This window comes from Lysinibacillus sp. LK3 (assembly GCF_001043675.1).
Classification (GTDB): Bacteria; Bacillota; Bacilli; order Bacillales_A; family Planococcaceae; genus Lysinibacillus; species Lysinibacillus capsici.
Genome location: NZ_LDUJ01000016.1, coordinates 1 through 26,992 on the forward strand (window position 1 = coordinate 1; position 26,992 = coordinate 26,992).

Sequence of the window (26,992 nt, forward strand, 5' to 3'; positions counted from 1 at the left end):
ATATTGAGTGTATCGCACGCACTTATACGGTGGTGGCGTTGGTTGACCGTCACGACCTCCCTCAATAAGGGTTACATTATCTCAGTAACCCTTTTATAATTTCTATTCAGATCAGGTAGTTTTCTACTTTGGACTAACTTTAATCAAACCTTTACGACAACTAACCGTATTAGTAAAGATGTTCCTCTATCTTTGATTTTTTCTGTACTAGCTCATTCATATAGTTACGGAACACCCATTTCCTCATAATTTTAAATCTCCTGCATCCTTCCCTATATATTATGGAATCTGCTTTTATTTATATATATCTTTAATCTACATGGTTTGCACAGCACGCGACATCAGAATGAACATCTTCTAAAACCGTATCAAACATTTCAAGAAGTTCGCGAATACGCTCATTTCTCAAACTATAGTAGCAATATTTTCCTTCATTACGACCAACAATAATGCCACACCCTTTTAAACAGGCTAAGTGTTGAGAGATATTAGACTGATTTCCCTTTAATTCCTCGACGATTTGAGATACTGTCTTCTCTTTCTCTTTGATACACTCTAAAATTTGAAGTCTTACCTTGTTTGAAAATCCATGAATTAGTTTAATTTTTAAGTCAATATTTTTTTCTGTCACAAAATCACCTCCAATTCACATTAGACTTAGCTAATATGTTTTGATATGATCATATTCGATATCACTAATATGTGTGTCAAACATACTAGCACTACCTAATATGTCTGTCAAAAATTTTTAAAAATATGGGTCTCTCTTCAGCTAATAAACGTAGGCATCCTCAAGTTAGATTTTTTACTGTCTGAAAAGGAATATTAGATTAAATTTGGGACAGGTTTCACAACTGGCTGGACACTTGTAATAATGGCTTTAGGGCTAAAAAAACCCTTATAAAGGCTTGTTATACATACTTATTAATGTACTGGTTTTTTCAATTTCCTTTCTTAAGCTGTCTCAAATTACGTTTCTTCCAAAAAGAAGCCATTTATGATTATTGATTTTAATGGGATTTTATTATATTTTGACATGATGACAAAGATTATTGCGTGGGTCACTCCTATTTTCGGAGGGGACACAGGATTTTAGAAGTTCATACGCTCTGTAGAAAGGCTGGATGTAGCATTGAATAATACGTGGAACAAAATTATCTATAAAATTGGCTCTTCCTTTTACGATAAATTTTTTAATACAGGTACTTTTTTAAAGACTAGAAAGAGGATTTTTCAAGAAGTGCCTTTTCAGCGTAAACAAAAAATCCTCTATGTAGGAATTGGTACTGGGGCTGATTTAGAATTAATCAACTATGTTGATTATGATATAACTGCCATTGATTATTCTCCTGATATGCTAGCGAAAGCTCAACATAAATTCGAGCACTCTTCTATCAATTTTTTAGAAATGGATGCTCAAAAAATGTCTTTTGCAGATGAATCATTTGACTATATTGTAGCTAGTTTAATACTTTCTGTGGTTCCTAATGAAAATAAATGCTTTGAAGAGATGATAAGAGTTTTAAAGAAGGATGGTAGAATTCTTATCTTTGATAAATTTGCTCCTAAAAATCAAAAACTAACGCTAACAAAAAAATTGGTAAGGCCATTTATAAGTATGTTAGGAACAGATATTGGTAGAAGTTTTGAGGAGTTGTTTAAACAAAATGATCAAAGGCTCAGAATTATAAGAGATGAATCTGTTATGTTAAAGGGTATGTATAGATATATTGAAGTTCTTAAACTCTCTTAGCTAAGGGCAGTTAACGTTTTGGAGAAACTCATCAAGAAGCTCAAGCATCTTATCAAGAGTTTAAAAAACAACAATTAGCCAACTTGAATTGGCTGATTGTTGTCTTAGTAATTGAACAATCCTATAAATGTTAAATACCATGTATTATCGATTTAAGTCTCCCGTGATAAATTGTTACTCTATTTGTTTTTTCATGAGTTGTTTTGAAAAGTTAAAAGATCGAATTTCGCTAACAAATGTAGAACCTAATAAAAATACCCCTCCGATAATTTGCACTAGGGTCATTTGCTCTTGCAATATCATTGCAGAAATCAATATTGCTACAAAAGGATCGACATAACTTAGCATCGCAATACTCTGCCCTTTCAATTTTTCCATTCCCGAGAAAAACAACCAAAATCCAATCCCTGTATTAACGATACCTAAAATTAAAATAAAAGGAATAGATGCGCTTGATAATCCAAAAATCCCAAAGCCTTCTGTCAAAAAAACATACGGCAGCAGTAATAATGCAGTTGTTCCAAGTTGAATAATGGTCAGCTCTAGCTTGTCCATCTCTTTAATAAATTTGTTTAAAAGTAACAATGCCGCATAAAACGCAGCTGCCATCAATCCAAAGGTAAGTCCAAGGAAATCATCTGATTCCGTTGCACTCACCCCTTCTCCTACAATCATTATCATACCGATAATTGCTATGAAAATGCATATTATTTTCTTTATGGATAATTGTTCCCTAAGTACAACAGGTGAAAGAATCATTACAAATACTGGTGCAAAGTAATATCCTAGTGTGGCATTGGCAAGTGATGTGTGGTCGTAGGATTGATAGAGAAAAATCCAGTTTCCTCCCAATGCAACGCCTGAGAGAAACAAAAATAAAGCATTCGATTTCACTAAATTCCAGGATATTTTTTTCTTCATTATGGAGAAGATGAAGAATAAAAATAAGCATCCTAGTAAACTACTTAGTAAAGCTCTTTCACTCGCCGCTAAATCAATGTAACGTACAACTAAACCGATTGTGCCAAAAATAATCATTGATACGATAAATTGAAATTTAGATTTCATGGTCTACTCCCCTAACCTACCGCAATTTAATAGGAACTATTAGGTGTTTTTTCCGTCCTTTCCTTCCACTCCCTTTCAACTTGCTTTTGTAATGGGAATAGCATAGCATACTTATATGTATTACAAAATTGAATGTTTGTCATGCTATACATAACAAAGTAGCATGTAAGGGGGATAGCACAATGAATATCCAAAAATATATGGCCTTTGTCAAAGCAGTAGAATATGGGAGCTTTACAAGTGCTGCCGATGCATTAAACTATACACAGTCTGGTATCAGCCGTATGATCAACGATTTAGAATCAGAATGGGGAATTTCCCTTTTTGAACGAGGTCGTGCCGGAATCAGTTTAACATCCGATGGCTTAAAGTTACTGCCCCAATTACAGCGTATATGTAATGAGCATGAAATGTTAATGATGCAGATCGAAGACTTACATGATATCCAATCAGGAATCATCCGAATTGGTACATTTTCTAGTGTAGCAACACATTGGCTACCTTATATGATCAAATTCTTTAAGCAGGATTATCCAGGGATTGATTTCGAGTTACTCTTAGGAGATTACACCGAAATCGAAAGCTGGATTATCGAAGGTAGGGTCGACTTTGGATTTTTGCGACTACCAACAAAAGCTAAAATGGAAACAATCTTTGTAGAACAAGACCGTTTGTTGGTAGTCATTCATCAGGATCATCCTCTTGCTGATTGCGATAAATTTCCTATAAGTGAACTATTGACCAGTCCATTCATGCTTTTAGAAAAAGGCGCAAAAGCTGAAATCTCTGAAATTTTTGAAAAACACAATATCTCGCCGCATATTTCTTTTACAACATGGGACGACTATGCCATTATGTCAATGGTGGAAAACGGGTTGGGAATCAGTATATTACCTGAACTGATTTTAGAACGCATTCCTTACCAAATTATCGCGAAAGAGCTTGAGATCCCTGCTTTTCGAACTATTGGAATTGCGATGAGAGAGGAACAATCGCTGTCACTTGCAGCAAAGAGATTTATAGAATATTTATCCTATAGAAAGAGAAAATAAGAAGTTTAGCTATTATTTTGCATACTATAAAAAGCGTATTCGAAAAAATCTCGAATACGCTGCATTAATCTTCCACCGCTTCTAAATAGCCTTGCTGTAAACATGTATCCGTCATAAACTGCTTTATCCCTGCATCAAATGACAATTTGATCGTGGTACTTGTGACCTCCAAAATTTCCCCCTCTCCAAACATCACATGCTTCACCTTTGAGCCAACGATTAACGCTGACTCCGTTGTAATTGTCCGATCATTACGGTATTGCTTCAATGCTTTCCTCGGACTTTTCGACGCTTTCTTTGGTAATTCCTGAGGTGAAACGATTTGCTTTAACGCCTTCATAAATATTGATGGCACCACACTTGCTTTAAAGCGCTTGCTGTACGAAATTAATTCCAAATGGCGAATTGCACGTGTGATACCGACATAAAAGAGCCTTGTTTCTTCCTCTATTGCTTCTTCCGTCTCAGTAGGTAAAATCCCATCAATTAAGTCAATCAAATACACACGATCAAATTCCAAGCCTTTTGAACTGTGTAAGGTTGTTAATGTAATGGCATTCATTTCATTTTTCAGATGAGATGTACGTGCTAAATTTTCAAGGTACTTCAAACGACCAGCAAATTCAGTCATCGTCGACGTATGGCGAGCAATTAGTCCAAGTACATCCACAATATCTAGTAAATTTTCATAATTAAAACCGAGGTCCTCGCTCATTTTCTTTAAGGCACGCTCATAACCAAAGTCATAACGGATATGCTCTAGCATGGCTGTTGGTGTTGTTTGATCAAATTGAATGCTATCATACGTTTTGCGAATTCGCTTAATATATTCAGGCTGATAATCCTTTAATTCCACATGCTCTAGCAATAGTGTAAATACACAGCCATCCTCCGGTACTTTCTGCAGTGCCTTTAATTGCGTTGGTGTAATATAAGCATTCATTTTTCTGTAAACTTTTTCAAATATCGAGATATTTTTTGTATTGTATGCTAGACGCATGAAGTTCATTATATCCTCCACAACCCAATGCGTAAAAAAGCGAATGGTGGAATCTTTCATATAGAAAGGCAAGCCTGCTCTGTCTAATGCGTCCATAAGAGGAATGGCTGACGTATTATTTCGATATAAAACAGCCGTTGAGCCACGCTTAGACAAGCTTTTTAACTGATTCACTACATATTTGGCCTGTAAGCTGTAATTCTCTAGGATTTTAAACGAGATTGGCTCTGCTGCAGGATTTTGCGTAAACATTTGTTTGTTATATCGTTTTTTATTTCGCTGAATGAAAAGATTGGCTGGCTCTACAATCGAGGCAGATGAACGATAATTTTGTGTCATTAGTAAAACACGTGCCTCTGGATAAATCTTTTGGAAATTCAACAAATAATCTGGCTCTGCACCGCGCCAGCTATAAATGGCCTGATCCTCATCGGCAACGACGCATAAATTTTGATGGACAGCGACAAGCTTCTCGATAATCGCATGTTGAACAGGCGATGTATCCTGACTTTCATCCGTTAAATAAAAATCGTATCGACGCTGATATTGCGCCAACACCTCTCGATTTTTCATAAAAATATCATTCGCCATTAACAGCATATCGTCAAAATCAATGAGCAATCGGTCACTAGCTGTGCGCTTATATTCCTCATAATGCTGTAAAATCTCGACTTTTCTTGGCACCTTTACTTCTGCAATTGCCCATTCCTGTTCGGGCAGCATTTTATTTTTGATGAACGTTATGTACGTCAGTAGCTCGTCTAACTGATCTTCCGTAATTTTGGCGCCATTTAATTGTTCAAAAATCTCACGAAGCACTCGTTTTTTTGACATTACAGCAGGCCCGTCCGCTTCTTCGATAATCCCGTACGAAATGCCCTGACGTTCAAGTGTCTGCCGCACAACTTGAAATGCTAAACTATGAATCGTCGAGAAATCAACTGGTGGCAAATGCGGAAAAAACTTTGCAAAACGTGCCTTCATATCATTTGCTGATGCCTTACTAAACGTAACAGCCTTTATGCGAGCAGGCTTGACACCAAGCGCCTCGATCATATAGCCAATACGCATAATAATCGTCGTCGTTTTTCCTGAACCAGGAGATGCCAATAGTAGCAGCGGTCCATTCGTTTGCAATACGGCCTGCTTTTGCACATCATTTAGATAAACGCCAAGTGAACGCTCCTTTTCTTCAAAAAATGCTTTTTGCGCTCCATTCATATCATTTACTCCGTTCTAAAAAAATCTATTTTCTATTATACCAGATGATACTGATTAACTTCTTAAGAGCATTAAAGCAACTAAGCTCGACTACTACTCATTCGAGTGATCTTAGCTGTTAAGGAAATTGTTTGCCTCTTCATCATTTTTAGATCTTATCAAAAACAAAAAAGCGTATATACAAAATGTACAACGCTTTTTAGTAGCTCGTTAGTGAAATTTTTTATTTGGCTATCCATTCATATTGAATATCAGCTAAATTCTCTTCATTTTCATGTCCTCTCCCTATGATTTTAAATCCATGTTTTTCATAAAATCGTTGGGCATTTTCATTAACCTCAAATGTGTATAAAGTTAATCGCCCATTTGATTGTGCTTTTACTTTATCTAGTAATGTATGACCTATGCCCATCCCTTGATAGTCAATATGAATATATAGTTGGCTTATTTCTTCTTCGTTATAGGCAATCATGCCAACTACTTTTTCATCCATTAACGCTAAATCGATGTGAAACTGCTCAGCTAATAGATGATTTAAGAAATATACATGACTTTCAAAGGTATGAATTTCTTTTTGACCAATCGCCTGTTCCTTACTATCTCGCCACATAGCAACTGTTTGTTCAGCGTATTGGGGGGTATATTGCGTAATAATTATTTTGTGTTGGTTCACTACGATGCCTCCTTAAGCATAATGTAAAAAATAGATCTTATGAAATACTTGGTTGGATTCCTAAATCCTGATTGCATACGACCTTTAACAATGCAATATACTTTAAATCAAATATTTTACATTCAAGCCTAAACCTATGTAGTTTGTATTTCCTCACATCTTCTGGAAAAATATAAGACATTCCTGTATGCTTCAATTTTTAATCGACTGCAATAATTATTTTCTCGTCTTGTCAATGTCGTAATTCAAACAGCGTGATAGCCCTTTTATAAACCACCTGCTATCATTATCAATTACTTCCTACCCTAGTTTGAACCGTAGAATTAAATTTGGATAATTTTCATTCATACTATACTCCTTAATAAAGTAAAGCACATTACTTGAAGAATTAAATGTAAGTTCTACGGATAAAAAAACATCTTCCACTCACACTAATGGTGGAGGTGAGATGAAAATGGGAAATAATAAACATAAAAATAATAAAACGCAAGACAACAAAAAACAGCAGAATCAAAATCAAAATGCTAACAATGAGCGTAAAAACAGAGAAGAGTTTGCTGAAGAAGTAGATTTCAGTCAAATTCAAAATGAAAACAAACGTTAATCATACTATCATGTGAAGAAACCCTAATACTCACTTCAGTAAAGATGGGTATTGGGGCTATTTTTATAATCCATCTATTACAGCATTTTACGGCTCAAACCCAGCCTGACTTATATAAACATGATTTTCTGGAAAGATTTCAATAAATCGGTTGTATACTTTTTTTATTACATCTGGTCCATACCATTCTTCTAAACCAAGTTGGTCATATTTTTTCTCAATCTCAAGTTTTCTTGTGCGTTTTCCACCACTGCCATCTCCCATGAAGTAGTCATCTATACATATCCGATCGACGAGTTGCTTCAATTTCAAAGGAAAATATTCTCCACTTGGTAAAATGGGAGCGATAGCAACTTGGGTCGGTATGTCCGCAGCTGCTAATTTTTCCAATGTCTTAAAACGCGCTTGGATTGGAGGTGCCATTGGCGTAAAATGTTTACGTATCGTTTCCGAATCTGTCTCAATTGTCATACTTACCCGCACTTTTTCTTTAAATTGTCGCAGCAAATCAATATCTCGACTGACAAGTGGACTTCTCGTCTGGACAAATAAGAAATCAGGGGGATCCTCTAGCATAACCTCTAGTAAAGATCGCGTCACTTTTTCCTTATGCTCTATTGGCTGATACGGGTCTGTACTTGAGGACATAAAAATGGTTACAGGCCCTTTGGCTTTGGCACGATGAAGCTCCTTTTTTAATACTTTCGCCGCACCGTTTTTAACATCGACCCAACTACCCCATTCCCCTTCTCGAAAAAGAGATACAGGCATTTGACGTACATAGCAATAAGAACATCCAAATGAACAGCCTGTATAAGGATTGAGCGAATGCGTATAGCCAGAAAGAAAGCCAGTTCCTTTATTCAAAATGGTTTTTGGATGCTTATAGAATAATTCGCCTTTCATACGAAACCTCCATTCCATGTAAAGCAAGTATTACGCATTGCTAGATGAACCTCGCTTTTCAAGTTCCAAGAGCAATTTCTTCATTGCTAATCCGCCCCGATAGCCTGTTAAAGAGCCATTCTTTCCTGTTACACGATGACACGGTACAGTAAGTAACACTGGATTAGCCCCAATAGCCGCCCCAACAGCACGAACAGCTGCTGGTTTATTAATAGCATAGGCAATGTCTGAATAGGATTTCGTCTGCCCATAAGGAATTTCACAAAGTGCTTGCCAGACTGCTAGCTGAAATGGCGTACCTACGTACTCAAATGGAATAGTAAAGGTTTTCCTCTTTCCTGCTAGATACTGAATGATTTCATTGACATAGGGTTCAAGCTTTTCCTCATCTTCAACAAAAGGACTTCCTGGAAAGCGTTTCTTCGCCCATTCAAACATTTCCTCAATTGGTTTGTTCTGTGAACCTACAAACACAAGGCCCTTGGAGGTAGCAGCAATATAAAAATGCCACTCCTCAAACTTGAGTAAAGACCAAAAAAGGGTTGGTTTATTTTTTATTTCCATCATTCATTTCCTCCATTTTTCTCATTTGACGAAATTGCGCTGGGGTCAGACCTGTTTTCTTTTTAAATAAAGTAATAAAATAGGGCGCATTCGCCATACCCACACATATGGCAATATCGCCTATTGCTTTATTCGTCTCAATCAAATACTTTTTAGCCGCATGTACGCGAACTTGTTGTATATACTCAATGGGCGTCAAGCCTTTAATCTTTTTAAATGTTCGATGCATATGATAGGGGCTCCCATGACAAATCATTGCTAATGATTCGAGCGTTAATTTTTCAGTGAAATTTTGATCAATGTATGCTGTGATAATATCAACCCACTCGCTATCAGGCAAATTTTCATTAGTAGGCTTGCAACGTTTACAAGGGCGAAAATTTGCACGGAGTGCTTGTTCTGCGGATGCAAAAATACATACATTCTCTTTTTTCGGAACGCGAGACTTGCAGGATGGTTTACAGAATATCCCTGTTGACTTGACAGCATAGAAAAATTGATTGTTGTACGCTGTATCATTCGTGATAATGGCTTGCCATTTTTCATCTGTCATCATTTCTACATTATTCAAAATATCAATATCATTTTCATCATTCATAGGATCCAGCATTTATCTCACCTCTCCTTACAATATACTCCCTAAAAATTCACAATGTACAATTCTAGATATGGAATAGCAAGATATTGAAGTTTTTTTATTTAGAATCGTGAAAAATGATGCCAAGACCGTATCGTTCTCCAGCAGTAATCGTACTTACTCCATGACGAACCGTATGTTTATAATATCCCCTTTTCCCTAGAACAGGTCTATGGTTTGTAGGAAAGATGAGCGCACTGCCTTGATCTAACGTAATGACATGTCCCCTACTCTGAGCACGTGGAATTTGTTCCACTAGGAGTGATTCTCCACCAAAAAAGTCTTGTTCGCGTTGATTTAATACAAATACTACTTGAAACGGGAAAAACACATCGCCATATAAATCTTGATGCAAACAATTAAAGCCACCTGTTTCATACTTTAAGAGTAACGGTGTCGGTCTAGTTTGTTCAAATTCTTCACAAGTGTTCAAAAAATCTTGAAGCTGAGCTGGAAACTGCGCTGTTTTCTTTAAATAACCTAACCATCGATTAGCTGTTTTGGCCAATTCTTGATAAAAGGACTCTCTTAAACTTTGGATGATTTCAGGCAATGGATAGGAAAAATATTTGTATTCCCCCTCCCCAAAGCGATACCTCGTCATATTAATGGTCGTTCTATATGGCTCTTCCGTACTAGACAACCCTATTAAGAATTCACATTCCTCTTTTGTTAAAATTACTGGAAGCTTTGCAAATCCTTGCTTATCTAGTTCATGTTGAATGGAAGCCCACTCCAAGCTGCCAACACGTGTTTGAATATCTTGGACCATTTTTATTCCCTCCTTAGCCTTCTTAATAACTAACACTATAACCTCATCAATAGAAAAAAATAAGGCGTTTAGAATGGAATAGCAAGATAACAAAATGAGTAAAGCTACTTTTATGATAAAGTAAACTAACAAACTGCGTATGTTGAAAAGGAGAATGAAAAAGTGATATGGCATGACGTTGACGATGTGATGATCATTACCTTACCAGCAAATTTTGATATGAATGCAAATCTAGGCTATTTAACAAGAGAAGAAAATGAATGCCTGTATGAAATAGAGAACAATATCATCACAAAAGTGATAGCCATTGGAGAAATGCAGTCTTTAGTACAGATAAGCGTAATCGATAATCAACAAATGGTTGTTCAATTCCTAAATGGCTCTAGGCCTATTGAAAAGAGGGAGCGGGAAAAAATTGCAACATATATAATTGAATGGTTTGATCTTGATAACGATTTAACGCCATTTTATGAAATGGCAAATACAGATCCATTACTTCAAATACCTGCCCAAAAATTCTATGGATTACGAGTTATCGGCATTCCCGATTTATTTGAAGCGTTATGCTGGGGCGTTTTAGGGCAACAAATCAACCTTGCCTTTGCCTACTCTTTAAAGAGACAATTTGTAGAAAGCTTTGGCGGTTCTATCGAATGGAATGGTAAAAAGTATTGGGTATTCCCTCCATACGAACGAATTGCACAGTTAGAACCTACTGACCTAGCAGCTATTAAAATGACGGTTAAAAAAAGTGAATATATCATTGGCATTGCAAGATTAATGGCATGCGGAGAATTATCGAAGGAACAATTAATGAAAATGAATTTTAAAGAGGCAGAAAAAAGCTTAATCAAAATACGAGGAATCGGACCTTGGACAGCCAATTACGTGCTAATGCGCTGCCTAAGGTTTCAGACGGCTTTTCCAATCGATGATGTAGGTCTGATTAATTCAATAAAAACATTACGTAATATGAACCAAAAGCCTACGAAAGAGGAAATTTTAGCGCTCTCGATACCATGGAAAAACTGGGAATCCTACGCTACCTTCTATTTATGGCGTGTTCTTTACTAAATATCATCACCTTGATGTGAGCATGTTTTGAAAAAATGAACCAAAACATGCTCTTACGTAGGTATGTTTTATGCTTCTACAAAAGCACAATGATGATGAACAATCGCAATGGACACAGAATTCTTGTAGCTATATCCACTTTCCCCTCAGCTATTTAACTTGTAATTTGGTCATAGCTCCCCCATAAAAGTTTATTTTAAATTTTTTAGTGAATTGCATGTCTTACTGATCGACTTTATTTTAGTGTAATTTTACAGTTAAAGTTTTGCAAAGGCATACTATTAAAACATGCTATTTTACTTATATGTACCGTGCATGAGCTCGAAGATATTTTTCTACATCATTATACAACCCTGATTGATTTGCGTATTTGACATAATTTTTTGCTGTACGCAACCAATCTAACGTAGAAGGCTGAAGTTCTTGTAGTGCCATTACTAAATCATTAGTATTGATGGGTCTTTCATTCCCTGAAAGTAATATTTCTTCCAGCACATTTTCAGTTGCTAATTCCACTACGTTTGCAATGTCTGCACCCGAGAAAAATTGTGTCTTGGCTGCTAGTACAGTTGTATCAATCTTTTCAACAAATCTTCCCTTTAACTTCAAATTAAAAATTTCTGCCCTTGCTTTTTCATCAGGTGGCGCTACAAAGATGAGCCGATCAAATCTACCAGGTCTTTTTAGAGCGCTATCAACATCCCAAGGAGTATTAGTGGCGGCCATCACCAGAACCTCATCATTGTTTGTATCCACACCTTCCATCTCGGTTAGAAATGTATCGATTATGCCACGAACATGTGAGGTCGTTTGTGAACGACTCATGCCAATAGTATCTACTTCATCAAAAAACATAATGCTAGGCTTTTGGAAACGAGCCTTATCGAATATGGCTTTTAAATTCTGTTCACTTACTCCTATATAAGGGTCTAAGATATCTGTAATATGCACGGGATAAAAATTTGCCTTACATTCTCCCGCTGTCGCTTTAGCGATATAAGTTTTCCCACAGCCAGGTGGTCCATAAAGAAGAACGCCACCACCAATTTTTTTACGGAACTTTGCAAACAATCCCTTGTTATAAAATGGACTAATAATACGTAAGTTGATCGTTTTCTTTAAATCATCAAGACCAGCAACATCCGCGAAGGTCACCGTTTCGTTGACTTTTTTCATGGCTTTTTTTGAGGCGTCGCCCTCAATCACCTTAAACTTCGGCTCAAGATTTTTTACTTTCCTATTGTCTAATTGAATGTCAGAACAGCCCTCTAAATGATCTTGCTCCTCTTCAGCTATTGTGGCAACATAATCATCTACAATAGCTGATGCCACTTGGTCCTCATTATCATTAGGAAGGCTAGCACCCTGTTGAATTTGTAAACTAGCCTTTGTTAATGCATCAATGATGTCTTTCTGCAATGCCTCATCAGTACAATGTGAAAGACCAGTAGAAAAAGTCTGAACCGCTTCAAGCCAACGATGATGATCAGCTAGTTCTTTGCCGAGCCACAAATACCCTTGTGAATCATTGGGATTTTGATCTACCATTTGTTGTAACCATTTTATTTTATCCATTTTTGTTTCTCCTTATTTTTTTTAATCCCCGTACAAGAGGAAGTGAAACCCATGTATATAGTCCGAATACAAAGAAGCATTGAATAAATAGAGTTGCTGCACTATTAAATTTCAAAACTAGTAATGAAATGTAAATGACAATTCCAATCAGCCAGACAACTGCAGGGCCTCCTACACGTTCAACGAGGCGATTAGGTATTAAAAGTGGATGTCCTTCCAATTCGAAATCCTCTAACAAAGAAAATATTTTTTTATCCTCAGGGTTAAGCAAAAAAGCCTGTCTAAAGTATTCTTGTGCTTCCTTTTCTTTATTATGAAAAATTGCATGTGCTCCCAGATTTAATAATTTATATAATTCACTATCATTTGAATTCATATATTGCTCTAATGCGAGGACTCGCTGTTTTTCAGGGCTATTGACCCCCTCTAAAATAAAATGTCTACGTACTACATAACCATTTTCAGGAGCCAGTTCTCGAGCTTTATTAATTAATAGTCTTGCTTTTATTCGATGACCCATTATTTTCATTAGAAGTGCATAATCAGCTAGGACTTCTTCATTGTTTGGATTAGATCGTAATGATTCGAGAAAAGCTTCCTCAGCCCTCTTCCAACGCCCTGTTTCCAAATAAACATGTCCAAGTGTATAGTAAACTAATTCTTCACTATAACCTAAACGCAGGGCTTCATTCAATTCCTGTTCAGATTGCTCATATTCTCTCAAAGCCAAATGACTATAACCTAATATAAACCATAATCGACTGTTTTCAATATGATCAGCCAACTTCTCGTGGACAAGTTCAATGGTTTTTTCAAATTTACTTATTTTAACATAATATTCTATTAATTCAAATGACGTTTCTTCGTAATTTCCTATCAATTCAGTATCTTTATATTTAATCATTCTGTTATAAAGCTCCTTTTAAAGTGCTAATATGAATCCCATGGCGAGAAAATCGAATAACCAAGAAATAATACATGCTAGAATGCCAGGCTTCCATAATAAGGACTCAGTTTGTCCACCAACAGCTAGATGATCTTTATAGGGCTTATTTAAAAAAGCGTAAAAAATAAAATACCCTACCACTGCAATAATTCTTCCCAATATCTTTATGTGGTTTTCATCAACCGCTAGGATTCCTTGACCAATAACATACACAATCACCAGTTTTCCTATAATTAATAAACCACTAAAAATTGTTAATATACGGATATATTTTTTTTCAAGTTTTAGCCACTTAGCATTTTGCATACCTAATGCTACAATGGCAATAATTCCTCCCACAAAAGCGAAGAAAAATAAATGGCTCACACTATAACTTCGTGTACGATCCTCATTTTCGTGTATTAAACTCGGTTGATAAATATTTTCCATTATCCCTAATTTTCCTCCTTTTTAAATTTCCACTCCCCTATTTAAGACATTTCCATTTTCTTAAGCATTTTACAATTGGAATAGATATAAAATAATAAAGTGTTAAAAAAATAGAAAAGCGAAGAAGGTGATTGAGAAAGTACTCGTTGACAAACGTGTCAAGAAGGATACTTAGTATAATCCACATCATTAAAACCAAGCCAATTCCGCCTAATCGCTCTACTATACGATTGGGAAGCAAGAGTGGGTGCGTTTTAATTTCCAATGCCACTAAAGTTGATAAAATTCCTTTATCCTCAGGTTTTATTACAAAGGCTTGGCGATAATATTCTTTAGCTTCCTTATATCGATTATTAAAGGCAGCACTCCAGCCTAGATGAATTAATTTTGCGAACTCACTATCCGCTGAATTCATATAAAATACTAGTGCATTATTGTACTTTTCCTTTTTTGCGGCGATTTCGATAAGTGAATAGCGGTGTAAAACGACTGTGCTGTTAGGATCTAGCACTAGAGCTTTTTCTAATAATAAACTGCCTTTTTTTCTATGACCTGTCATTTTCATCAAAATAGCATAAGCTGAATAAACATTCGCATCATTTGGATTATTATGTAATGCCTCCAAAAAAGCTTCTTCTGCTTTTCGCCACTGTTCCTTTGCCATATAGATGCCGCCTAAAAAATAGTAAATTTCGCCCTTATCATATCCAAACTGAACTGCTTTATGAAATGGATCTAAAGCTTCTTCATATTGACCTATGGCATAATGACTAACAGCTAGCTTATACCATAACTCCTTATTTTCCATATCTTCAGCCATTCTCTGCTTCACTAAGGGAATAACATTTGTGTATTTTCCAATCGCAAAATAATGTTCAATAAGAGCCATAGGTGGATTTTCTTTTTCACTGTTCATGCACATAAATTCCTTCCCTATTTAGCTAGGACACCATTTCTAAGAAAACCATCCATAAAGATGGAAAATAAACAATAGATAATCCCTATCCAGTACAAGGATTGTGTTTCCTCCACAAATACTAAATGTTCTTTATAAGGCCTTTTCAAAATAATGAAAAAGATAAAATAACTTACTCCAGCAAGCAATCGATTGATTAGCAAATCCATTTCTGCAGAAAAAGGAAGGCAAACATAAAAGATTATAATAGCCGAATGGAGAATTACATTGATTACTATCAGTAGTCTGATGTAATGCTTCTCTAGTTTGAGAGCGTTGGCATTTATGAACCCAACGATCGTAATGGCAAGTAGACCTCCAATAAAGGCAACAATGACTAAATTATGTATGATAAAGCTTTTTGTCCTTCTTACTTTCTTACCAGTTAAGCTTGGTGTATAAAGTGAATGCAAGTATACATAAGCCTCCTTCTATTTATTACCTATCCCATTGACATTTCGTATTATACATTTATTTATCAATAATGGAAACTATTTCTTTATATGTATGAACAGTTCATTTATTGAAATGCTTTCTGTTTTAATTTTTTTTATCTCCGAATGTTATAACATCTTCATAATAATTAAATATTCGTTTTTAATTCGAAATGGGCTGTCTCTAGTCATCGAGAAAGCGCGTTTTGTAGGTTAGAATACGAATATTTTAATTACTTATTTTATATATAGTTCGTTTCGGAATTTTTTTAGCTTTTGATTCTATGTATTCACTTATATTAATTCGCTATTGAACTTGCCTCTCTAAACGAATGATCAAAATTTCTCACTTTTTTTATTAATCACTACCTCATAGATTTATTTACGGAATACAAAAAGGGAACATCCAAATTTGATGTTCCTTTTTTTGTATCTATTAAAGCAACGTTTCACTGCCCCAGTTCTTTGTATTTTTACAATAAATCAGCATGTTTAATGCCTTTTCTCCATTAAGCTCATCAATTAGGTTACTTTAGTTTGTATGTATATGGATGTTCAAATACTGAATAAATGGTTGCTCAACAATATCCGATTTGCGTGTACATATAAATAAACTTTGCTGAATAGCTGCCTGCTCAACATACACTTGAGCAAGTTTCCCGTTTATTATACTTTCAGCCACACTATAGGACGGAGCTAAAGTCATGCCGTACCCCGCTTCCACTACTTTTATGGATTCGTGTAAGCCCTGCATTTGAAGCCCTAATTTAGGTAATGGCGCATTAAATGTGTAAAAAATGGACTCCAATAAATCGAGTGTCGAGCTACCACGTTCCCGATAAATAAAGTCCTCGTTCGATAATTCATAGATGGAGACAGTTTGATTTGCTAGAGGATGTGAAGGATGGACTATAAACCAAAACGGGATATCCAATACCTTTTCAAATTGTAAATCTTCATGACCAATTTTACTTTGAACGACAAAGCCAAAATCTACTTCATAATTCAGAACTTGCTCCTCCACAGATTGAACATTGCCTAACGATACAAAAAATTCAATTTGAGGATGCGCAAGCTTGTATTTAGCTATGATAGGCGGAAGTATATAATTAATAGGGATGTAAGAGGACGCAATATGTATTTTGTCTTCCTTTGCTAAAAACTTCCCAAGCTTCTCATCGATTTGTGCTTCTAAGTAAAATAAACGCATGCCTTGCTCGTATAAAAACTTCCCCTCTGGCGTTAATTGAATTCCACGCCCTTTACCTTCAATCAATTTTGCCCCTATTTCATTCTCTAATTTTCGAATTTGTATGGTAACAGCAGGTTGACTTAGTAGCATACTATTCGCCGCTGCAGTAATTCCCCCAAGCTTGGCTACATTCGTAAAGATCCTCAATGCATGTAAATTCATTCCATTCCAACCTTTCTATCCATAAATAATATTTATGAATAAGCAATAATCATATATTTGTTTTATGTATAGTTTACCAGTAATTTAAGTATTGAGGTGATTAAATGGAAATTTTACTACATGAATGGTTAACAGTAAAAGGAGTTATTTTATTTACAATTGGTTTACTCGCAGCCATAATAGGCGTTCTTTTTGGTGCAGCAGGCTTTATTTTGATGCCTTCATTGTTACTCGTCGGCATTCCAATTCACACAACCGTTGCCGTTAATAAATTTGCGACAGGCTTATCAGCCCTATCAAATGTTGTTTCATTTGTCATAAAAGGACATTTATCTGTAAAAAAGTATTTTTCTTTCATGTTTGTTGCTAGTATAGGTGGTGTATTTGGGGCATTATTCGCAATCCTCTTATCAGAACAAATCATGAATGTCGTCGCTTGTATAAGCTTAATTTTTGCATTTCTGATTGTCCTTTGCAGTAATAAATGGATTGTCAAAGATGTAAAAGAAACAGAGGAACAACCCTTGAACAAGCTTATTCCATTTGCAATTTCCATATATGACGGTGGTTTTGGACCAGGCTCAGCTCTAATGAATATAACCTATTTCTTGAAAAAACAATACCATTATTTAAAAGCAGTCGAGTTAACAAGAATGCTCTCGTTATCAAGCTGTACAGGTGCTTTTCTCTTTTATTACTTTACTGGCATTGTTAATTGGGGAATTGCTATCCCTGTTTCACTTGGCTCTGTCGCTGGCTCTTTCTTAGGTTTAAAGATCATTCCGTATATCCAAACAAAATGGATTCAAATTATTTTACCAATTGTTTTTTTGTTCTTAATTGTTCAAGTAGTGTCGGATTTAATAAAATAAGCGAAACAAGTCCTACCTTTTTTGCCCCAAAATTTAAGGACATCTAAGGTGGAGCTTGTTTAGAATCCGAAATTTACGACTGTTAGTATTATAGACGAAAGCAATAATAATTTGCCTATTTTTTATTTATCTACCGCCACTCACATGTATAATTTCTCCGAGGATGTAATTTGAGGCATCAGAAGAAAGGAAGGCAATTACTTCTGCTATCTCTTTAGGCGCTGCAGCTCGTTTAATTGGTACAGAGGAAGCCATCCGTTCTAACCGATTGTCACCAGGAGCAAATTTTTCGTGAAAGGGTGTTTCGACCATTCCAGGAGCTACCCCGTTCACGATAATTCCATATTCAATTAATTCTCTGGACATACCAATCGTCATTGTATTGATAGCTCCCTTAGCAGATGCATAATGAATACTTTCCCCCGCCCCGCCAATACGTGCAGCTGCAGAAGAGACATTAATAATTTTTCCGCATTTCTTCGGAATCATATGTCTCAATACAGCTTGAGAGCATAAGAGCACACTATTGACATTTAGCTTGAATGTTTCTTCCCATAGCTCTTCACTCATCTCCATAAAAGTACTTTGACGGATGCCGCCTCCAGCGTTATTCACTAAAACATCAATCGTGCCGAATGTAGAAATAGCCTGCTCAATCATTGCGTTCACTTCTTCTTTATTCACAATATTAGCTTGAATAGCAATGGCGTCTCCACCTTGTTCTTGAATTCGTTGGACAGCTTCGTTGGCACCTTCCACATTTGTATGATAATTGATAATTACTTTAGCCCCGTATTTTGCCACTAGCTCAGCCGTGGCAAATCCAATCCCAGAGCTTGCACCTGTGATAAGAATAACCTTTCCTGACAAGTTATGCATAGCGTCCCCCCTAACGTTTTTAATAGTAATTCGTTCATAAACAACTAATGCTCACGCACCACGATAGTTAATTATATGGTTCTACTACTAGTATATTTTTTAATGATCGTAACTAAAATCGCCAGAATAAATACAATCAAACTATTAATGAGTAAATAATAGGCAATGTTCAATCCATAGAATAATGCAAAGGGATCACGAATAATAATTAGTGCTAATACACTTCCTAGTCCACCAAATACACCTGCCAGTAGTAAAATGATAAAAGCAGCATTATATAGATTTTTCTTTTTTTTGTAGAATACAAACCCAATCACATTTGCAACAACAATTAAAAAGCCTATCAGTATGAAGAAAAAACCTTCCATTCAACTCCCTCTTTTCAAAACGATTTTGTCATGGGATAACTATTTCTTCCCCCTTGAATTAAAGTGGTCCACCCTCAAAACCAATAGGCCAACCATTTTCTTTAAATTTCACTTTATACTGAAACTCAAAGTGACCCTCATAAATAAAAGCTAAACTAAAGCCTGAAAAGATATAACTATCAAAGTTAGCCATATTTCCAAAGCTTATTGTGGATAAATAATAACTGTTTATTTCTTGATTAGGAAAAAACTTATGTAAATATGCCAATGTGCGGCTTATATGTAAATGGAGTTCATCGAAAATTCTTTCCGCTAATTCGATGACCCCCACCTCAGGATTTTCATTATTTCCTTGGATAATTATCTCCACATCTTCCCATTCCCCGATATTCATGCTGTATAACCACTGTTCCTGAATAAGATACTTCTCTTTATCGTATACAGGGGGATTGACTAGGTTTATTTTATTGATGTCATCTTTAGTTAACGGTTTTGCAAGAATAAGCTTATTCTGCAAAATGTCTTTGATATTAGAGACCGTATATTTTGATTTGTTTAATTCTAAAGAGTCCATTTTCCACCTCCGTTTAAAGTAAGTTTACTTAAATTATACCATCATGGCTCTACAACCATTGTAAGTTCAAAAAGAAAAAAGAGCTAGCTATGTAACTAATTCTAGAAAAGATAACCGCTTCGAATCTAAACATATCGTTACCTCTGTTATAACTAAATCAAGTGCCTCTTTAATCTATCATCTATCAAGTTGTTCAGAAAAGAAGCCCCCAACCCTTGCAGTCAAAATAGCAAAACAGCTATTCAAAAAGGTTCGTCTTTTTGAACAGCTGCTGCATTTTATTGCAATGGAATGTTTACTTCAATATTTTCACCAATCGGATTAGGGTAATAGTTTAAATATAGCTTAGCTTTTCCATTATATTCTTCAAATTGTGATGTCTCCACTACATACTGCTCGTCCCTTGAAATAGTCAAACTTTTGAATTCTAATGGCGTGCCATCTTCTTTTATGGCGTCAGAGAGCATTAATAATTTGCCTTCATTATTTTTTTTCATCTTAACTGCTACACTTTGCTGCACTATTGAAATGTCCCCCTTAAAATAAGTAGGCTTCGTGATTATCTCTTTTGTGCCAAAATCAACTTCGATAAAATCCTCACCCTTTGGCACAGCTTGAACGGCGCCAATCATAACCGTCAATGACGCTGGATCATCGAAATAATTACTTTGCAAATAGAGCGTAAATTTGCCATCGCGAATATTCCCGTCTGTTGAAATGTCATTTCTAATACTTTCTCTACGTTCACCGCTTTCTGTCATGATGGCAACATCATCTAGCGCTAATAGTTGCATTGTATTATCTTTGGCTACCTCAATATCGAGTGCCACCTTTAATGGCGAACGGCGAATTTGTGTAATCGTAAATTTCTGCCCATTGACATCGATCGTACGATTTGCAGTAAAAATTTTCTCCTTTGCGATCTCGTTTTTCAGTGAAAACGGTAAAGATATTACAATGTTACCTTTCTCTTCATCCTGAAAGTGAAAAACTGCTTTAAAATCCTTGGAAGTATAGGCGATAGGCTTTAAAAAACTATATTTCACGGATGAAGAGATGTATGTTTGATTGCTAGCATTCATGGTAAACGTACAGCCGCATTCAATCTCCTCAGCTCCTTGAAACAATTGAACTTTCTCTAAGTTTAATTTTGAAATATCAAATGAGGCATCAGCGTCATAGAACAGGACAAATCCTAAATTGTCGGCAATCACGCCCTGCAATGTAAGTGCTAGACCTTTTCTAGATTGCGTCACATTGATTTCTTCATAGTATTCATGATCTACAATATCTTTTATTCCTTTATCTATTGCAATCGCTGTGACAATTGCTTGAAAGCCGGGTATTTTGGCAACTTGGCTAGCAATCGTTGGCGAGACGCGAATTGAAAAGAGAAGGCTTAGGCAAAGCATGGAGATGCATGCAACCGAAACAATGCGCTTCTTTCTTCTTTTTTCTCGTTGAACCTTTCGAAACATGTCCATGCGAACTTGTTGCAGTTTCTCCTTTGGAACGTCAATTAATGGTTTACTCATAGCCAGTCCTCCTTCTCTCTAGCAAAGCTTCTAAGCTTCTTTAAAATGTGATGAAGCTTCGATTTCACAGTACCCTCAGGGATTTGATTGAGCTCAGCAATTTCTTTATTTTTTAATTGCTGGAAATACTTCATATAGACGATTTGCTGCTCTGACAAAGATAAATGTTCCAATAATCTCTCCATATCTGAATAAATGACCCATTCAGATAAATGGTGTTCCTCAATTTGAACAGTTGGCGGACGTTTTCGTAAATGGTCTTTACAGCAATTGATTAAGACGCGCACAAGCCATGTTCTGGCATATTCGTGCTGTTGAACGGTATGCATTTTTTTGAGTGCCTTGTAAACAAGCTCCTGCATCACGTCCATAGCATCTTGCTCATTTTTCATATATGTAAAGGCCATGCGATATAAAATATCCTCATCCATTTCAATCAGTGAAAGTATCGCTTCTTGATCTCCACGTATAGCACGCTGCTCTAATTCAAATTTCATCCTTTTTCGCCTCCTTCTCTCATTAGACTCAACATTGTTGCATTTCGTTCAAAATTTTTGAAACTTTTCAGGGAACTGTCATTCATCTCCCCATTAATAATAAGAAGCGATTGCTCTAATTGAACAATCGCCTCTTCCCCTTACCTGTATGTATTGGTAAACATTAAACACCATAATGAATCATCCATTTATCTTGTTTTATTGCTTCAGCTATTTTTTTGATTAATTCTTCAAGTTCTGCAGATTGGTACTCGACATTGGCTTCACTCACCATATTTAAAAATTGTTTATGAGAGCTCGGTGGTATCAAGGTTATCCCCCAATAGACGAGACTTTTAAATGGCCTATTTGTGTTGTGTGCAAAAGTTTCGAGGTGATGTATTTTTTTGCCAAAATCCTTAGAAAGCAGTTCATCAAAGAGGTCACCATCTACACCGATGCAATTGTATTTTTCAGGTTCATAAGCAGCATATTCCTTGTCTTTTTCTATACAAGCAATGATTCCAAACTCATGAATGTATGGCATAGTATCGCAACCCCCAATTCCCTTATTGCCCAGCTAATGATTATGTTTCTTGCAAGAGAATCTTTGCAAGACGAAAAATGCCTTCCTCAATGGCTTGCTCATCAATTTTAGCAAAGCCTAGTACCCATCCTTTTCGAGTATTTTCTAAGCAATACTTGCTCAGTGGATAAACACGTATCCCATTTTCGAGTGCGAGGTTCGTCATTGCTTCTTCATCAAACGATTCTTCCGCCTCAAGAAGCATATGCAAACCCGTTTCAATGCCACTTAGCTTGAAACGCTCGGCTAGTCCTGTCGCCATGATTGCCTTTGTCATCGCTTCATGTCTACGTCGATAGACATTTCTGGCTCTTCTCATATGACGCATAAAATGACCGTGCTCAATAAAATGAGCAAGCGTTAATTGCTCCATAATGGGAAGATGCCGATAGGTTAATTGTTGTACTTGCGCAAGCTGGCGAATGGCATCTTTTGGGCCGATAACAGCCGATATTCGTATGCCAGGAGCAACCATTTTAGAAAAACTCATCATATATAATGTGTTGTGAGGTTGTTGGCTAAACAAGGTAGGAAGCGGGCCACCTCGATACCTGAACTCACCATCATAATCATCTTCTACAATCCAGAATTGATTTTTCGCGGATTTTTGCAGCAATTGTTGTTTGCGTGGCTCAGACATTATGACACCAACCGCACATTGGTGAGAAGGTGTAACAAAAATAAGCTTGGTTTGTGGATCAATCTGCTCTACTTGTACGCCATACTCATCCACGGGTACAGCAACAACATTCATACGCCGATATTTCATGGTCATCCAGGCTGCAGGAAAGCCTGGATCTTCCACAGAAACCGTTTCTCCTTCCTTAAGAAGGGCTTGGGCAATCAGATCGATGCTATGCTGTGCGCCAGAGGTTAAGATGATTTGGTCAATCTCTACATGTACACCTCTTTCAAATGTCAGGTAACGTTGAATCTGTTCACGGAGCGGTGTGAAACCGTAGGCATCGCCATAGCCCCAATTGGTCAGATCTGTTTCTGCTGAAGCCTGTAAAAACGATTGTCGCCAAGTTTTTCGGAAATGCTCGTCCAAATACGGCTCATGGGGACAAAAATCGATTGCGACGTTTCCATTTTCTTTGCCTCTAAACCAACTGTTTAATTCATCAACTGCCACGTTTAATAAAGGTAATGTTGGCGTAGATGGTCCTTGAGGAATCACCTCTTCTGCCAAGTTGGTTTTAAACCCCCATTCACTTACTCTTGTTCCTCCACGCCAATTTGTCACAGTATACCCTCGACTAAATAATTCCTCATAAACAATTTGTATGGTTGAGCGTGAAACACCTACTAATAAGGCGAGTTCTCGGGATGGAGGAAGTAACTCCCCTGGTGGCCATTTGCCTGTTGTAATATGATGAATAGCTTGGTCAAGTAACTGTTGCCATATAGGATTTTTATCGTCTCGGTTAACTTGTAACATTCAATTCACTTCCAGTTAGAATAGAGATTTTTAAAATATGCGAAAATTAATAGTTTTGTACAGTCAATAATTATTATACTATCAAATCGATCATTTTATAGATATAGGATGTTTGTAGTCCACTTTGCATCATCTAATTACACGACATCCTTTTAAAGGCTACATCTGCAGCATGAATCGTTCTATCAATATCATGTATGGAATGAGCAGTCGAGATAAATATGCTTTCATATTGAGAAGGAGGTAGAAGTATACCCTGTTTAAGCATTTCTTTATAAAAACGGCGAAACATCTCAGCATCTATTTTTTGAGCATCATCAAAATTTTGTAAGGGATGATCGATGAATGCGTAGCCAATCATTGTCCCAGCTTTCGTTGTTTTAAGTGGAATATGATTGTTATGAGCTACTTTTGATAAGCCTTGAATAAGCCGCTCTGCTAACGCTTCGATATACGTATAACTGTTATGATTTAATTTATTGATTGTGGTATACCCTGCTACCATAGCGATTGGATTACCCGATAAGGTTCCAGCCTGATAAATACTACCTTCAGGTGCAATGTGATTCATGATTTCTTTTTTTCCACCATATGCTCCAACAGGCATCCCTCCACCAATGATCTTTCCTAAACATGTTAAGTCTGGTTTTATGTTATAAAGCCCTTGAGCAGAGTGGTAATCTATACGAAAACCAGTCATGACCTCATCGAGTATAAATAGTCCACCATACTTTGTAGTGAAAGAACGTATTGCTTGAAGAAATTCAGGGTTAGCTGGTATTCCCGCCATATTGCCTGCAAACGGTTCTACGATGACTGCTGCTATTTGTGAGCCATATTTATCAAAGATCTTTTTCAGGACTTCGATATTATTATAAGGTATGGAGATTGTATGCTTAGTGATCTCTTTTGGTACACCCAGACTATCAGGAAGGCTGAAGGTAGCAATTCCTGAGCCTGCCTTTACTAATAGATGATCACTGTGCCCATGATAGTTTCCATCAAATTTCACAATCATGTCTTTGCCAGTAAAGCCTCTAGCTAGTCTAATGGCGCTCATTGTCGCTTCTGTACCCGAATTAACCATTCGAATCTTCTCTATGGAAGGTATGCGAGTAGCTATTAATGTTGCTAGCTTATTTTCTTGTAAAGTTGGCAATCCAAAACTTGTCCCCCTCTTGATGGCTTCAAGAAGTGCATCTGAAACTTCCTTATCTGCATGTCCATGAATTAATGGCCCCCAAGATAGAACATAATCTATATAGCGATTGCCATCAATATCATATATGTTTGAGCCTTTCCCGTGACTCATAAAAATTGGCTCCATCCCAACTGATTGAAATGCTCTCACTGGGCTATTTACCCCACCAGGCATAAGTTTTTTTGCTATTTCGAAGGCTTCTATTGATTTTGTCGTATCGATGTTAAAAACCACCTTTCGTAGTGATATTATCTTTGTCTAATTTGTTGTCCCTCATTTATGCTTTGCTGTTTTCTGAGCAATGGAACATTCATTAATAAATGGGCGCCCAAACCAGCTACAAGCCCCCAAAATGCCCCGCCAACTCCAAGTAAAGTAACATTTGCGGCTGTTGCCAAAAAAGTAATGAGAGCTGTTTCGCGTCCAATAGGATTTGTTAAAGCATTGGCAAGGCTACTACCAATTGTGCCTAGCAACGCTAATCCCGCTAATGTTGCAATGAACGTAGCTGGGAGAATTAAAAACAATGCAGCCAATGTTACCCCAAAAATTCCGACAGTTATATAAAAAATGCCACAAACAATACCTGCAATATAACGTTTTCTTGAATCCTCATGAGCGTCCTTCCCCGTACAGATGGCTGCTGTAATTGCTGCTATGTTAAAAGCATGCGATCCAAAGGGTGCTGTCAGGAGTGATCCCAATCCTGTTACAATCAAAATCGGATTGGCACTCGTTTTAAATCCATCATTTCGCAACACTAACATGCCTGGCATGTACTGTCCTGTTAAGGTAATAATAAAAAGCGGCAAAGCGACACCCAATAATGCATGTAGAGAAAACGTTGGCGTAACAAATACAGGAGATGCGAAGGCTAACTCGATATGGCTGAAATCTACCTGCCCCATACTTATTAAATAAATCAAGCCAATGACTAGAATACCGACAATTGCATAGCGAGATGTAAACCTTCTTAGTACGATATACGTAGTAAACAGGACGATGACAAGTAAAGGTTCCACTTTCGCACCACCAAAGGCTGAAATACCAAATTGTAATAAAATACCTGCCAGTAGACCTGACGCAATACCTGGAGGAATAAGTTGGACAAAACGTTCGAACATGCCTGATAAACCTAACAAAACAAAGGCTATTGCAGAAATAATATAAGCACCAATGGCTTCAGCATATGGGGTAACCGCTAAAGCCGAAACAAGAAACGCCACGCCTGGTGTTGACCAAGCTGTAATAATGGGTTCACGGTATCGGTAACTTAGCCATATACCCGTTACCCCCACACCAATAGAAATCGACCATATCCATGATGCAGTCATTTCTGGGCTTAGACCAGCAACCTTGGCAGCCTGAAACACCAAGATAAAAGTGCCCCCATAGTTAACTAAGACAGATATAAAAGCAGCGATGGTGGGCGACAGGAAATCACGCACATTCAGTGAAACGGATGTTGAGTTCATACACTTTCCTTCCTTTCTACAAATTATTTTAATCACTTCTTCATACTAGGAATTCAGCACGTATTCGCGTCCTTTAAGAACTGTTCCCTTCCTATATGGAATGTCGTTTTCCTATTGTCATTAGCCCTCTTTATGTAACGTGACCTTCCAGAAAAAATTTCTATTTGCTTGATTCCCAGTAACACTTTACTTGCCGCTATCTGATAAATGTCAATCGACCTGAACTAAACAGTAGCACTTCCCCTCCTTGCTAATAAATGAACGGTCTTAGCATAACGTAATACGGATTGATAAAAAACATCCAAAACTGCGAATTTTAGCAGTCCATAAAATTAGGTACAATAAAAAAACCTATCACTATATTGTAGTTTTAAAAAAGAATTGAACGTTTAAAACAAAGATTGATCATTCATTTTAAAGTTTGATTAAAAGTCCTGTGTTGCTATGTAGGATTTTTTTGTTCAACAAACGGGCCAGATTGTGAAATAAAATCATTTTGTTCAATGTT

General features: G+C 36.7%; 28 protein-coding genes. 5 read left to right on the forward strand and 23 right to left on the reverse strand.

Features of this window, described 5'->3' with window-relative positions:
* Positions 1-310 precede the first annotated feature (310 nt).
* A complete protein-coding gene (locus VK91_RS11935; protein WP_048392987.1) occupies positions 311-631 on the reverse strand; it encodes a helix-turn-helix transcriptional regulator in 321 nt (106 codons plus the stop codon).
* A gap of 501 nt (positions 632-1,132) precedes the next feature.
* On the opposite strand from VK91_RS11935, the gene VK91_RS11940 reads away from it, so the two are divergent.
* The gene (locus VK91_RS11940) at positions 1,133-1,753 is read left to right on the forward strand and encodes a class I SAM-dependent methyltransferase (RefSeq protein WP_048392989.1); all 621 of its coding nucleotides are present in this window, start codon (positions 1,133-1,135) and stop codon (positions 1,751-1,753) included.
* A gap of 174 nt (positions 1,754-1,927) precedes the next feature.
* Here the strand turns inward: VK91_RS11940 and VK91_RS11945 are convergent, their stop codons facing one another.
* Entirely contained in the window at positions 1,928-2,821 is an 894-nt protein-coding gene (locus tag VK91_RS11945) for a DMT family transporter (RefSeq protein ID WP_048392991.1), read from the reverse strand.
* Positions 2,822-3,003: 182 nt separating this feature from the next.
* Between VK91_RS11945 and VK91_RS11950 the strand changes: the two genes are divergently transcribed.
* Positions 3,004-3,873: a LysR family transcriptional regulator gene (locus tag VK91_RS11950; protein ID WP_048392993.1), complete on the forward strand. Its 870-nt coding sequence runs from the start codon at positions 3,004-3,006 to the stop codon at positions 3,871-3,873.
* A gap of 64 nt (positions 3,874-3,937) precedes the next feature.
* Here VK91_RS11950 and VK91_RS11955 read toward each other — a convergent pair whose 3' ends face one another.
* Together VK91_RS11955 and VK91_RS11960 are read right to left on the reverse strand one after the other, a co-directional pair.
* Complete coding sequence (locus tag VK91_RS11955) at positions 3,938-6,094, reverse strand: ATP-dependent helicase (RefSeq protein WP_048392995.1); 2,157 nt, start codon at positions 6,092-6,094, stop codon at positions 3,938-3,940.
* Positions 6,095-6,317: 223 nt separating this feature from the next.
* The gene (locus VK91_RS11960; protein WP_048392998.1) at positions 6,318-6,767 is read right to left on the reverse strand and encodes a GNAT family N-acetyltransferase; all 450 of its coding nucleotides are present in this window, start codon (positions 6,765-6,767) and stop codon (positions 6,318-6,320) included.
* Positions 6,768-7,221: 454 nt separating this feature from the next.
* Between VK91_RS11960 and VK91_RS22895 the strand changes: the two genes are divergently transcribed.
* Positions 7,222-7,371, forward strand: coding sequence for a hypothetical protein (locus VK91_RS22895; protein ID WP_016992948.1), 150 nt, complete (start codon positions 7,222-7,224; stop codon positions 7,369-7,371).
* A gap of 87 nt (positions 7,372-7,458) precedes the next feature.
* Here the strand turns inward: VK91_RS22895 and VK91_RS11965 are convergent, their stop codons facing one another.
* The 4 genes from VK91_RS11965 to VK91_RS11980 all read right to left on the reverse strand — a co-directional run bounded on the left by VK91_RS11965 (position 7,459) and on the right by VK91_RS11980 (position 10,250).
* Positions 7,459-8,277, reverse strand: coding sequence for a radical SAM protein (locus tag VK91_RS11965; RefSeq protein WP_048393000.1), 819 nt, complete (start codon positions 8,275-8,277; stop codon positions 7,459-7,461).
* Positions 8,278-8,307: 30 nt separating this feature from the next.
* Complete coding sequence (gene adaB, locus VK91_RS11970) at positions 8,308-8,841, reverse strand: methylated-DNA--[protein]-cysteine S-methyltransferase (protein WP_048393002.1); 534 nt, start codon at positions 8,839-8,841, stop codon at positions 8,308-8,310.
* On the reverse strand, positions 8,825-9,451 hold the full coding sequence (locus tag VK91_RS11975; protein WP_048393004.1) for a bifunctional transcriptional activator/DNA repair enzyme AdaA: 627 nt from the start codon (positions 9,449-9,451) through the stop codon (positions 8,825-8,827). Before VK91_RS11975 ends, adaB begins: the two co-directional genes overlap by 17 nt.
* Before the next feature lie 85 nt (positions 9,452-9,536).
* A complete protein-coding gene (locus VK91_RS11980; protein WP_048393006.1) occupies positions 9,537-10,250 on the reverse strand; it encodes a 2OG-Fe(II) oxygenase in 714 nt (237 codons plus the stop codon).
* 162 nt (positions 10,251-10,412) lie between these two features.
* Between VK91_RS11980 and VK91_RS11985 the strand changes: the two genes are divergently transcribed.
* A complete protein-coding gene (locus VK91_RS11985; RefSeq protein ID WP_048393008.1) occupies positions 10,413-11,324 on the forward strand; it encodes a DNA-3-methyladenine glycosylase in 912 nt (303 codons plus the stop codon).
* A gap of 300 nt (positions 11,325-11,624) precedes the next feature.
* Here the strand turns inward: VK91_RS11985 and VK91_RS11990 are convergent, their stop codons facing one another.
* The 6 genes from VK91_RS11990 to VK91_RS12015 form a co-directional block, all read right to left on the reverse strand.
* Entirely contained in the window at positions 11,625-12,899 is a 1,275-nt protein-coding gene (locus VK91_RS11990) for an ATP-binding protein (RefSeq protein ID WP_048393009.1), read from the reverse strand.
* Positions 12,892-13,803 (reverse strand): tetratricopeptide repeat protein, encoded by a 912-nt coding sequence (locus tag VK91_RS11995; RefSeq protein WP_048393011.1) that lies wholly within the window; start codon positions 13,801-13,803, stop codon positions 12,892-12,894. Before VK91_RS11995 ends, VK91_RS11990 begins: the two co-directional genes overlap by 8 nt.
* Positions 13,804-13,821: 18 nt before the next feature.
* Positions 13,822-14,274 (reverse strand): hypothetical protein, encoded by a 453-nt coding sequence (locus VK91_RS12000; protein ID WP_048393013.1) that lies wholly within the window; start codon positions 14,272-14,274, stop codon positions 13,822-13,824.
* Positions 14,275-14,311: 37 nt separating this feature from the next.
* Entirely contained in the window at positions 14,312-15,190 is an 879-nt protein-coding gene (locus tag VK91_RS12005) for a lipopolysaccharide assembly protein LapB (RefSeq protein ID WP_048393015.1), read from the reverse strand.
* A 17-nt stretch (positions 15,191-15,207) separates the two neighbouring features.
* Entirely contained in the window at positions 15,208-15,642 is a 435-nt protein-coding gene (locus tag VK91_RS12010) for a hypothetical protein (RefSeq protein WP_048393017.1), read from the reverse strand.
* Between the two features lie 553 nt (positions 15,643-16,195).
* Positions 16,196-17,077 (reverse strand): LysR family transcriptional regulator, encoded by an 882-nt coding sequence (locus VK91_RS12015; protein WP_048393020.1) that lies wholly within the window; start codon positions 17,075-17,077, stop codon positions 16,196-16,198.
* A gap of 104 nt (positions 17,078-17,181) precedes the next feature.
* Between VK91_RS12015 and VK91_RS12020 the strand changes: the two genes are divergently transcribed.
* Positions 17,182-17,949, forward strand: coding sequence for a sulfite exporter TauE/SafE family protein (locus VK91_RS12020; protein WP_048393022.1), 768 nt, complete (start codon positions 17,182-17,184; stop codon positions 17,947-17,949).
* A 126-nt stretch (positions 17,950-18,075) separates the two neighbouring features.
* On the opposite strand, the gene VK91_RS12025 is transcribed toward VK91_RS12020, so the two are convergent.
* From VK91_RS12025 to VK91_RS12065, 9 genes are all read right to left on the reverse strand, one after another.
* On the reverse strand, positions 18,076-18,828 hold the full coding sequence (locus tag VK91_RS12025; RefSeq protein WP_048393024.1) for an SDR family NAD(P)-dependent oxidoreductase: 753 nt from the start codon (positions 18,826-18,828) through the stop codon (positions 18,076-18,078).
* 71 nt (positions 18,829-18,899) lie between these two features.
* Positions 18,900-19,196, reverse strand: coding sequence for a hypothetical protein (locus tag VK91_RS12030; RefSeq protein WP_048393027.1), 297 nt, complete (start codon positions 19,194-19,196; stop codon positions 18,900-18,902).
* Positions 19,197-19,254: 58 nt separating this feature from the next.
* Positions 19,255-19,770, reverse strand: a complete 516-nt coding sequence (locus VK91_RS12035) for a hypothetical protein (protein ID WP_048393029.1) — start codon at positions 19,768-19,770, stop codon at positions 19,255-19,257.
* A gap of 278 nt (positions 19,771-20,048) precedes the next feature.
* Positions 20,049-21,305 carry a DUF4179 domain-containing protein gene (locus tag VK91_RS12040; protein ID WP_048393031.1) on the reverse strand — a complete coding sequence of 419 codons (1,257 nt, stop codon included), beginning with the start codon at positions 21,303-21,305 and terminating at the stop codon, positions 20,049-20,051.
* Positions 21,302-21,802 carry a sigma-70 family RNA polymerase sigma factor gene (locus tag VK91_RS12045; RefSeq protein WP_016993456.1) on the reverse strand — a complete coding sequence of 167 codons (501 nt, stop codon included), beginning with the start codon at positions 21,800-21,802 and terminating at the stop codon, positions 21,302-21,304. The genes VK91_RS12040 and VK91_RS12045 overlap by 4 nt, the downstream gene beginning before the upstream one ends.
* Positions 21,803-21,965: 163 nt before the next feature.
* Positions 21,966-22,328: a hypothetical protein gene (locus tag VK91_RS12050; protein WP_048393033.1), complete on the reverse strand. Its 363-nt coding sequence runs from the start codon at positions 22,326-22,328 to the stop codon at positions 21,966-21,968.
* A gap of 40 nt (positions 22,329-22,368) precedes the next feature.
* Positions 22,369-23,808: a PLP-dependent aminotransferase family protein gene (locus VK91_RS12055; protein WP_048393035.1), complete on the reverse strand. Its 1,440-nt coding sequence runs from the start codon at positions 23,806-23,808 to the stop codon at positions 22,369-22,371.
* 133 nt (positions 23,809-23,941) lie between these two features.
* Positions 23,942-25,243 carry a glutamate-1-semialdehyde 2,1-aminomutase gene (gene hemL / locus VK91_RS12060; RefSeq protein WP_082148146.1) on the reverse strand — a complete coding sequence of 434 codons (1,302 nt, stop codon included), beginning with the start codon at positions 25,241-25,243 and terminating at the stop codon, positions 23,942-23,944.
* Between the two features lie 14 nt (positions 25,244-25,257).
* On the reverse strand, positions 25,258-26,484 hold the full coding sequence (locus VK91_RS12065; protein ID WP_082148147.1) for a benzoate/H(+) symporter BenE family transporter: 1,227 nt from the start codon (positions 26,482-26,484) through the stop codon (positions 25,258-25,260).
* Positions 26,485-26,992: the final 508 nt, after the last annotated feature.

Bases quoted from the DNA above. Each gene is read 5' to 3' on its own strand.
- VK91_RS12000 (WP_048393013.1), bottom strand. From the start codon at position 14,274: ATGGAAAATATTTATCAACCGAGTTTAATACACGAAAATGAGGATCGT.
- VK91_RS11950 (WP_048392993.1), top strand. From the start codon at position 3,004: ATGAATATCCAAAAATATATGGCCTTTGTCAAAGCAGTAGAATATGGG.
- VK91_RS12035 (WP_048393029.1), bottom strand. From the start codon at position 19,770: ATGGACTCTTTAGAATTAAACAAATCAAAATATACGGTCTCTAATATC.
- VK91_RS11995 (WP_048393011.1), bottom strand. From the start codon at position 13,803: ATGATTAAATATAAAGATACTGAATTGATAGGAAATTACGAAGAAACG.
- VK91_RS12065 (WP_082148147.1), bottom strand. From the start codon at position 26,484: ATGAACTCAACATCCGTTTCACTGAATGTGCGTGATTTCCTGTCGCCC.
- VK91_RS22895 (WP_016992948.1), top strand. From the start codon at position 7,222: ATGGGAAATAATAAACATAAAAATAATAAAACGCAAGACAACAAAAAA.
- adaB (WP_048393002.1), bottom strand. From the start codon at position 8,841: ATGGAAATAAAAAATAAACCAACCCTTTTTTGGTCTTTACTCAAGTTT.
- VK91_RS12045 (WP_016993456.1), bottom strand. From the start codon at position 21,802: ATGAAATTTGAATTAGAGCAGCGTGCTATACGTGGAGATCAAGAAGCG.
- VK91_RS11990 (WP_048393009.1), bottom strand. From the start codon at position 12,899: ATGGATAAAATAAAATGGTTACAACAAATGGTAGATCAAAATCCCAAT.
- VK91_RS12025 (WP_048393024.1), bottom strand. From the start codon at position 18,828: ATGCATAACTTGTCAGGAAAGGTTATTCTTATCACAGGTGCAAGCTCT.
- VK91_RS12020 (WP_048393022.1), top strand. From the start codon at position 17,182: ATGGAAATTTTACTACATGAATGGTTAACAGTAAAAGGAGTTATTTTA.
- VK91_RS12050 (WP_048393033.1), bottom strand. From the start codon at position 22,328: ATGCCATACATTCATGAGTTTGGAATCATTGCTTGTATAGAAAAAGAC.
- VK91_RS12005 (WP_048393015.1), bottom strand. From the start codon at position 15,190: ATGAACAGTGAAAAAGAAAATCCACCTATGGCTCTTATTGAACATTAT.
- VK91_RS11955 (WP_048392995.1), bottom strand. From the start codon at position 6,094: ATGAATGGAGCGCAAAAAGCATTTTTTGAAGAAAAGGAGCGTTCACTT.
- VK91_RS12040 (WP_048393031.1), bottom strand. From the start codon at position 21,305: ATGAGTAAACCATTAATTGACGTTCCAAAGGAGAAACTGCAACAAGTT.
- VK91_RS12030 (WP_048393027.1), bottom strand. From the start codon at position 19,196: ATGGAAGGTTTTTTCTTCATACTGATAGGCTTTTTAATTGTTGTTGCA.
- VK91_RS11945 (WP_048392991.1), bottom strand. From the start codon at position 2,821: ATGAAATCTAAATTTCAATTTATCGTATCAATGATTATTTTTGGCACA.
- VK91_RS11980 (WP_048393006.1), bottom strand. From the start codon at position 10,250: ATGGTCCAAGATATTCAAACACGTGTTGGCAGCTTGGAGTGGGCTTCC.
- VK91_RS11965 (WP_048393000.1), bottom strand. From the start codon at position 8,277: ATGAAAGGCGAATTATTCTATAAGCATCCAAAAACCATTTTGAATAAA.
- VK91_RS11975 (WP_048393004.1), bottom strand. From the start codon at position 9,451: ATGCTGGATCCTATGAATGATGAAAATGATATTGATATTTTGAATAAT.
- VK91_RS12055 (WP_048393035.1), bottom strand. From the start codon at position 23,808: ATGTTACAAGTTAACCGAGACGATAAAAATCCTATATGGCAACAGTTA.
- VK91_RS12015 (WP_048393020.1), bottom strand. From the start codon at position 17,077: ATGAATTTACATGCATTGAGGATCTTTACGAATGTAGCCAAGCTTGGG.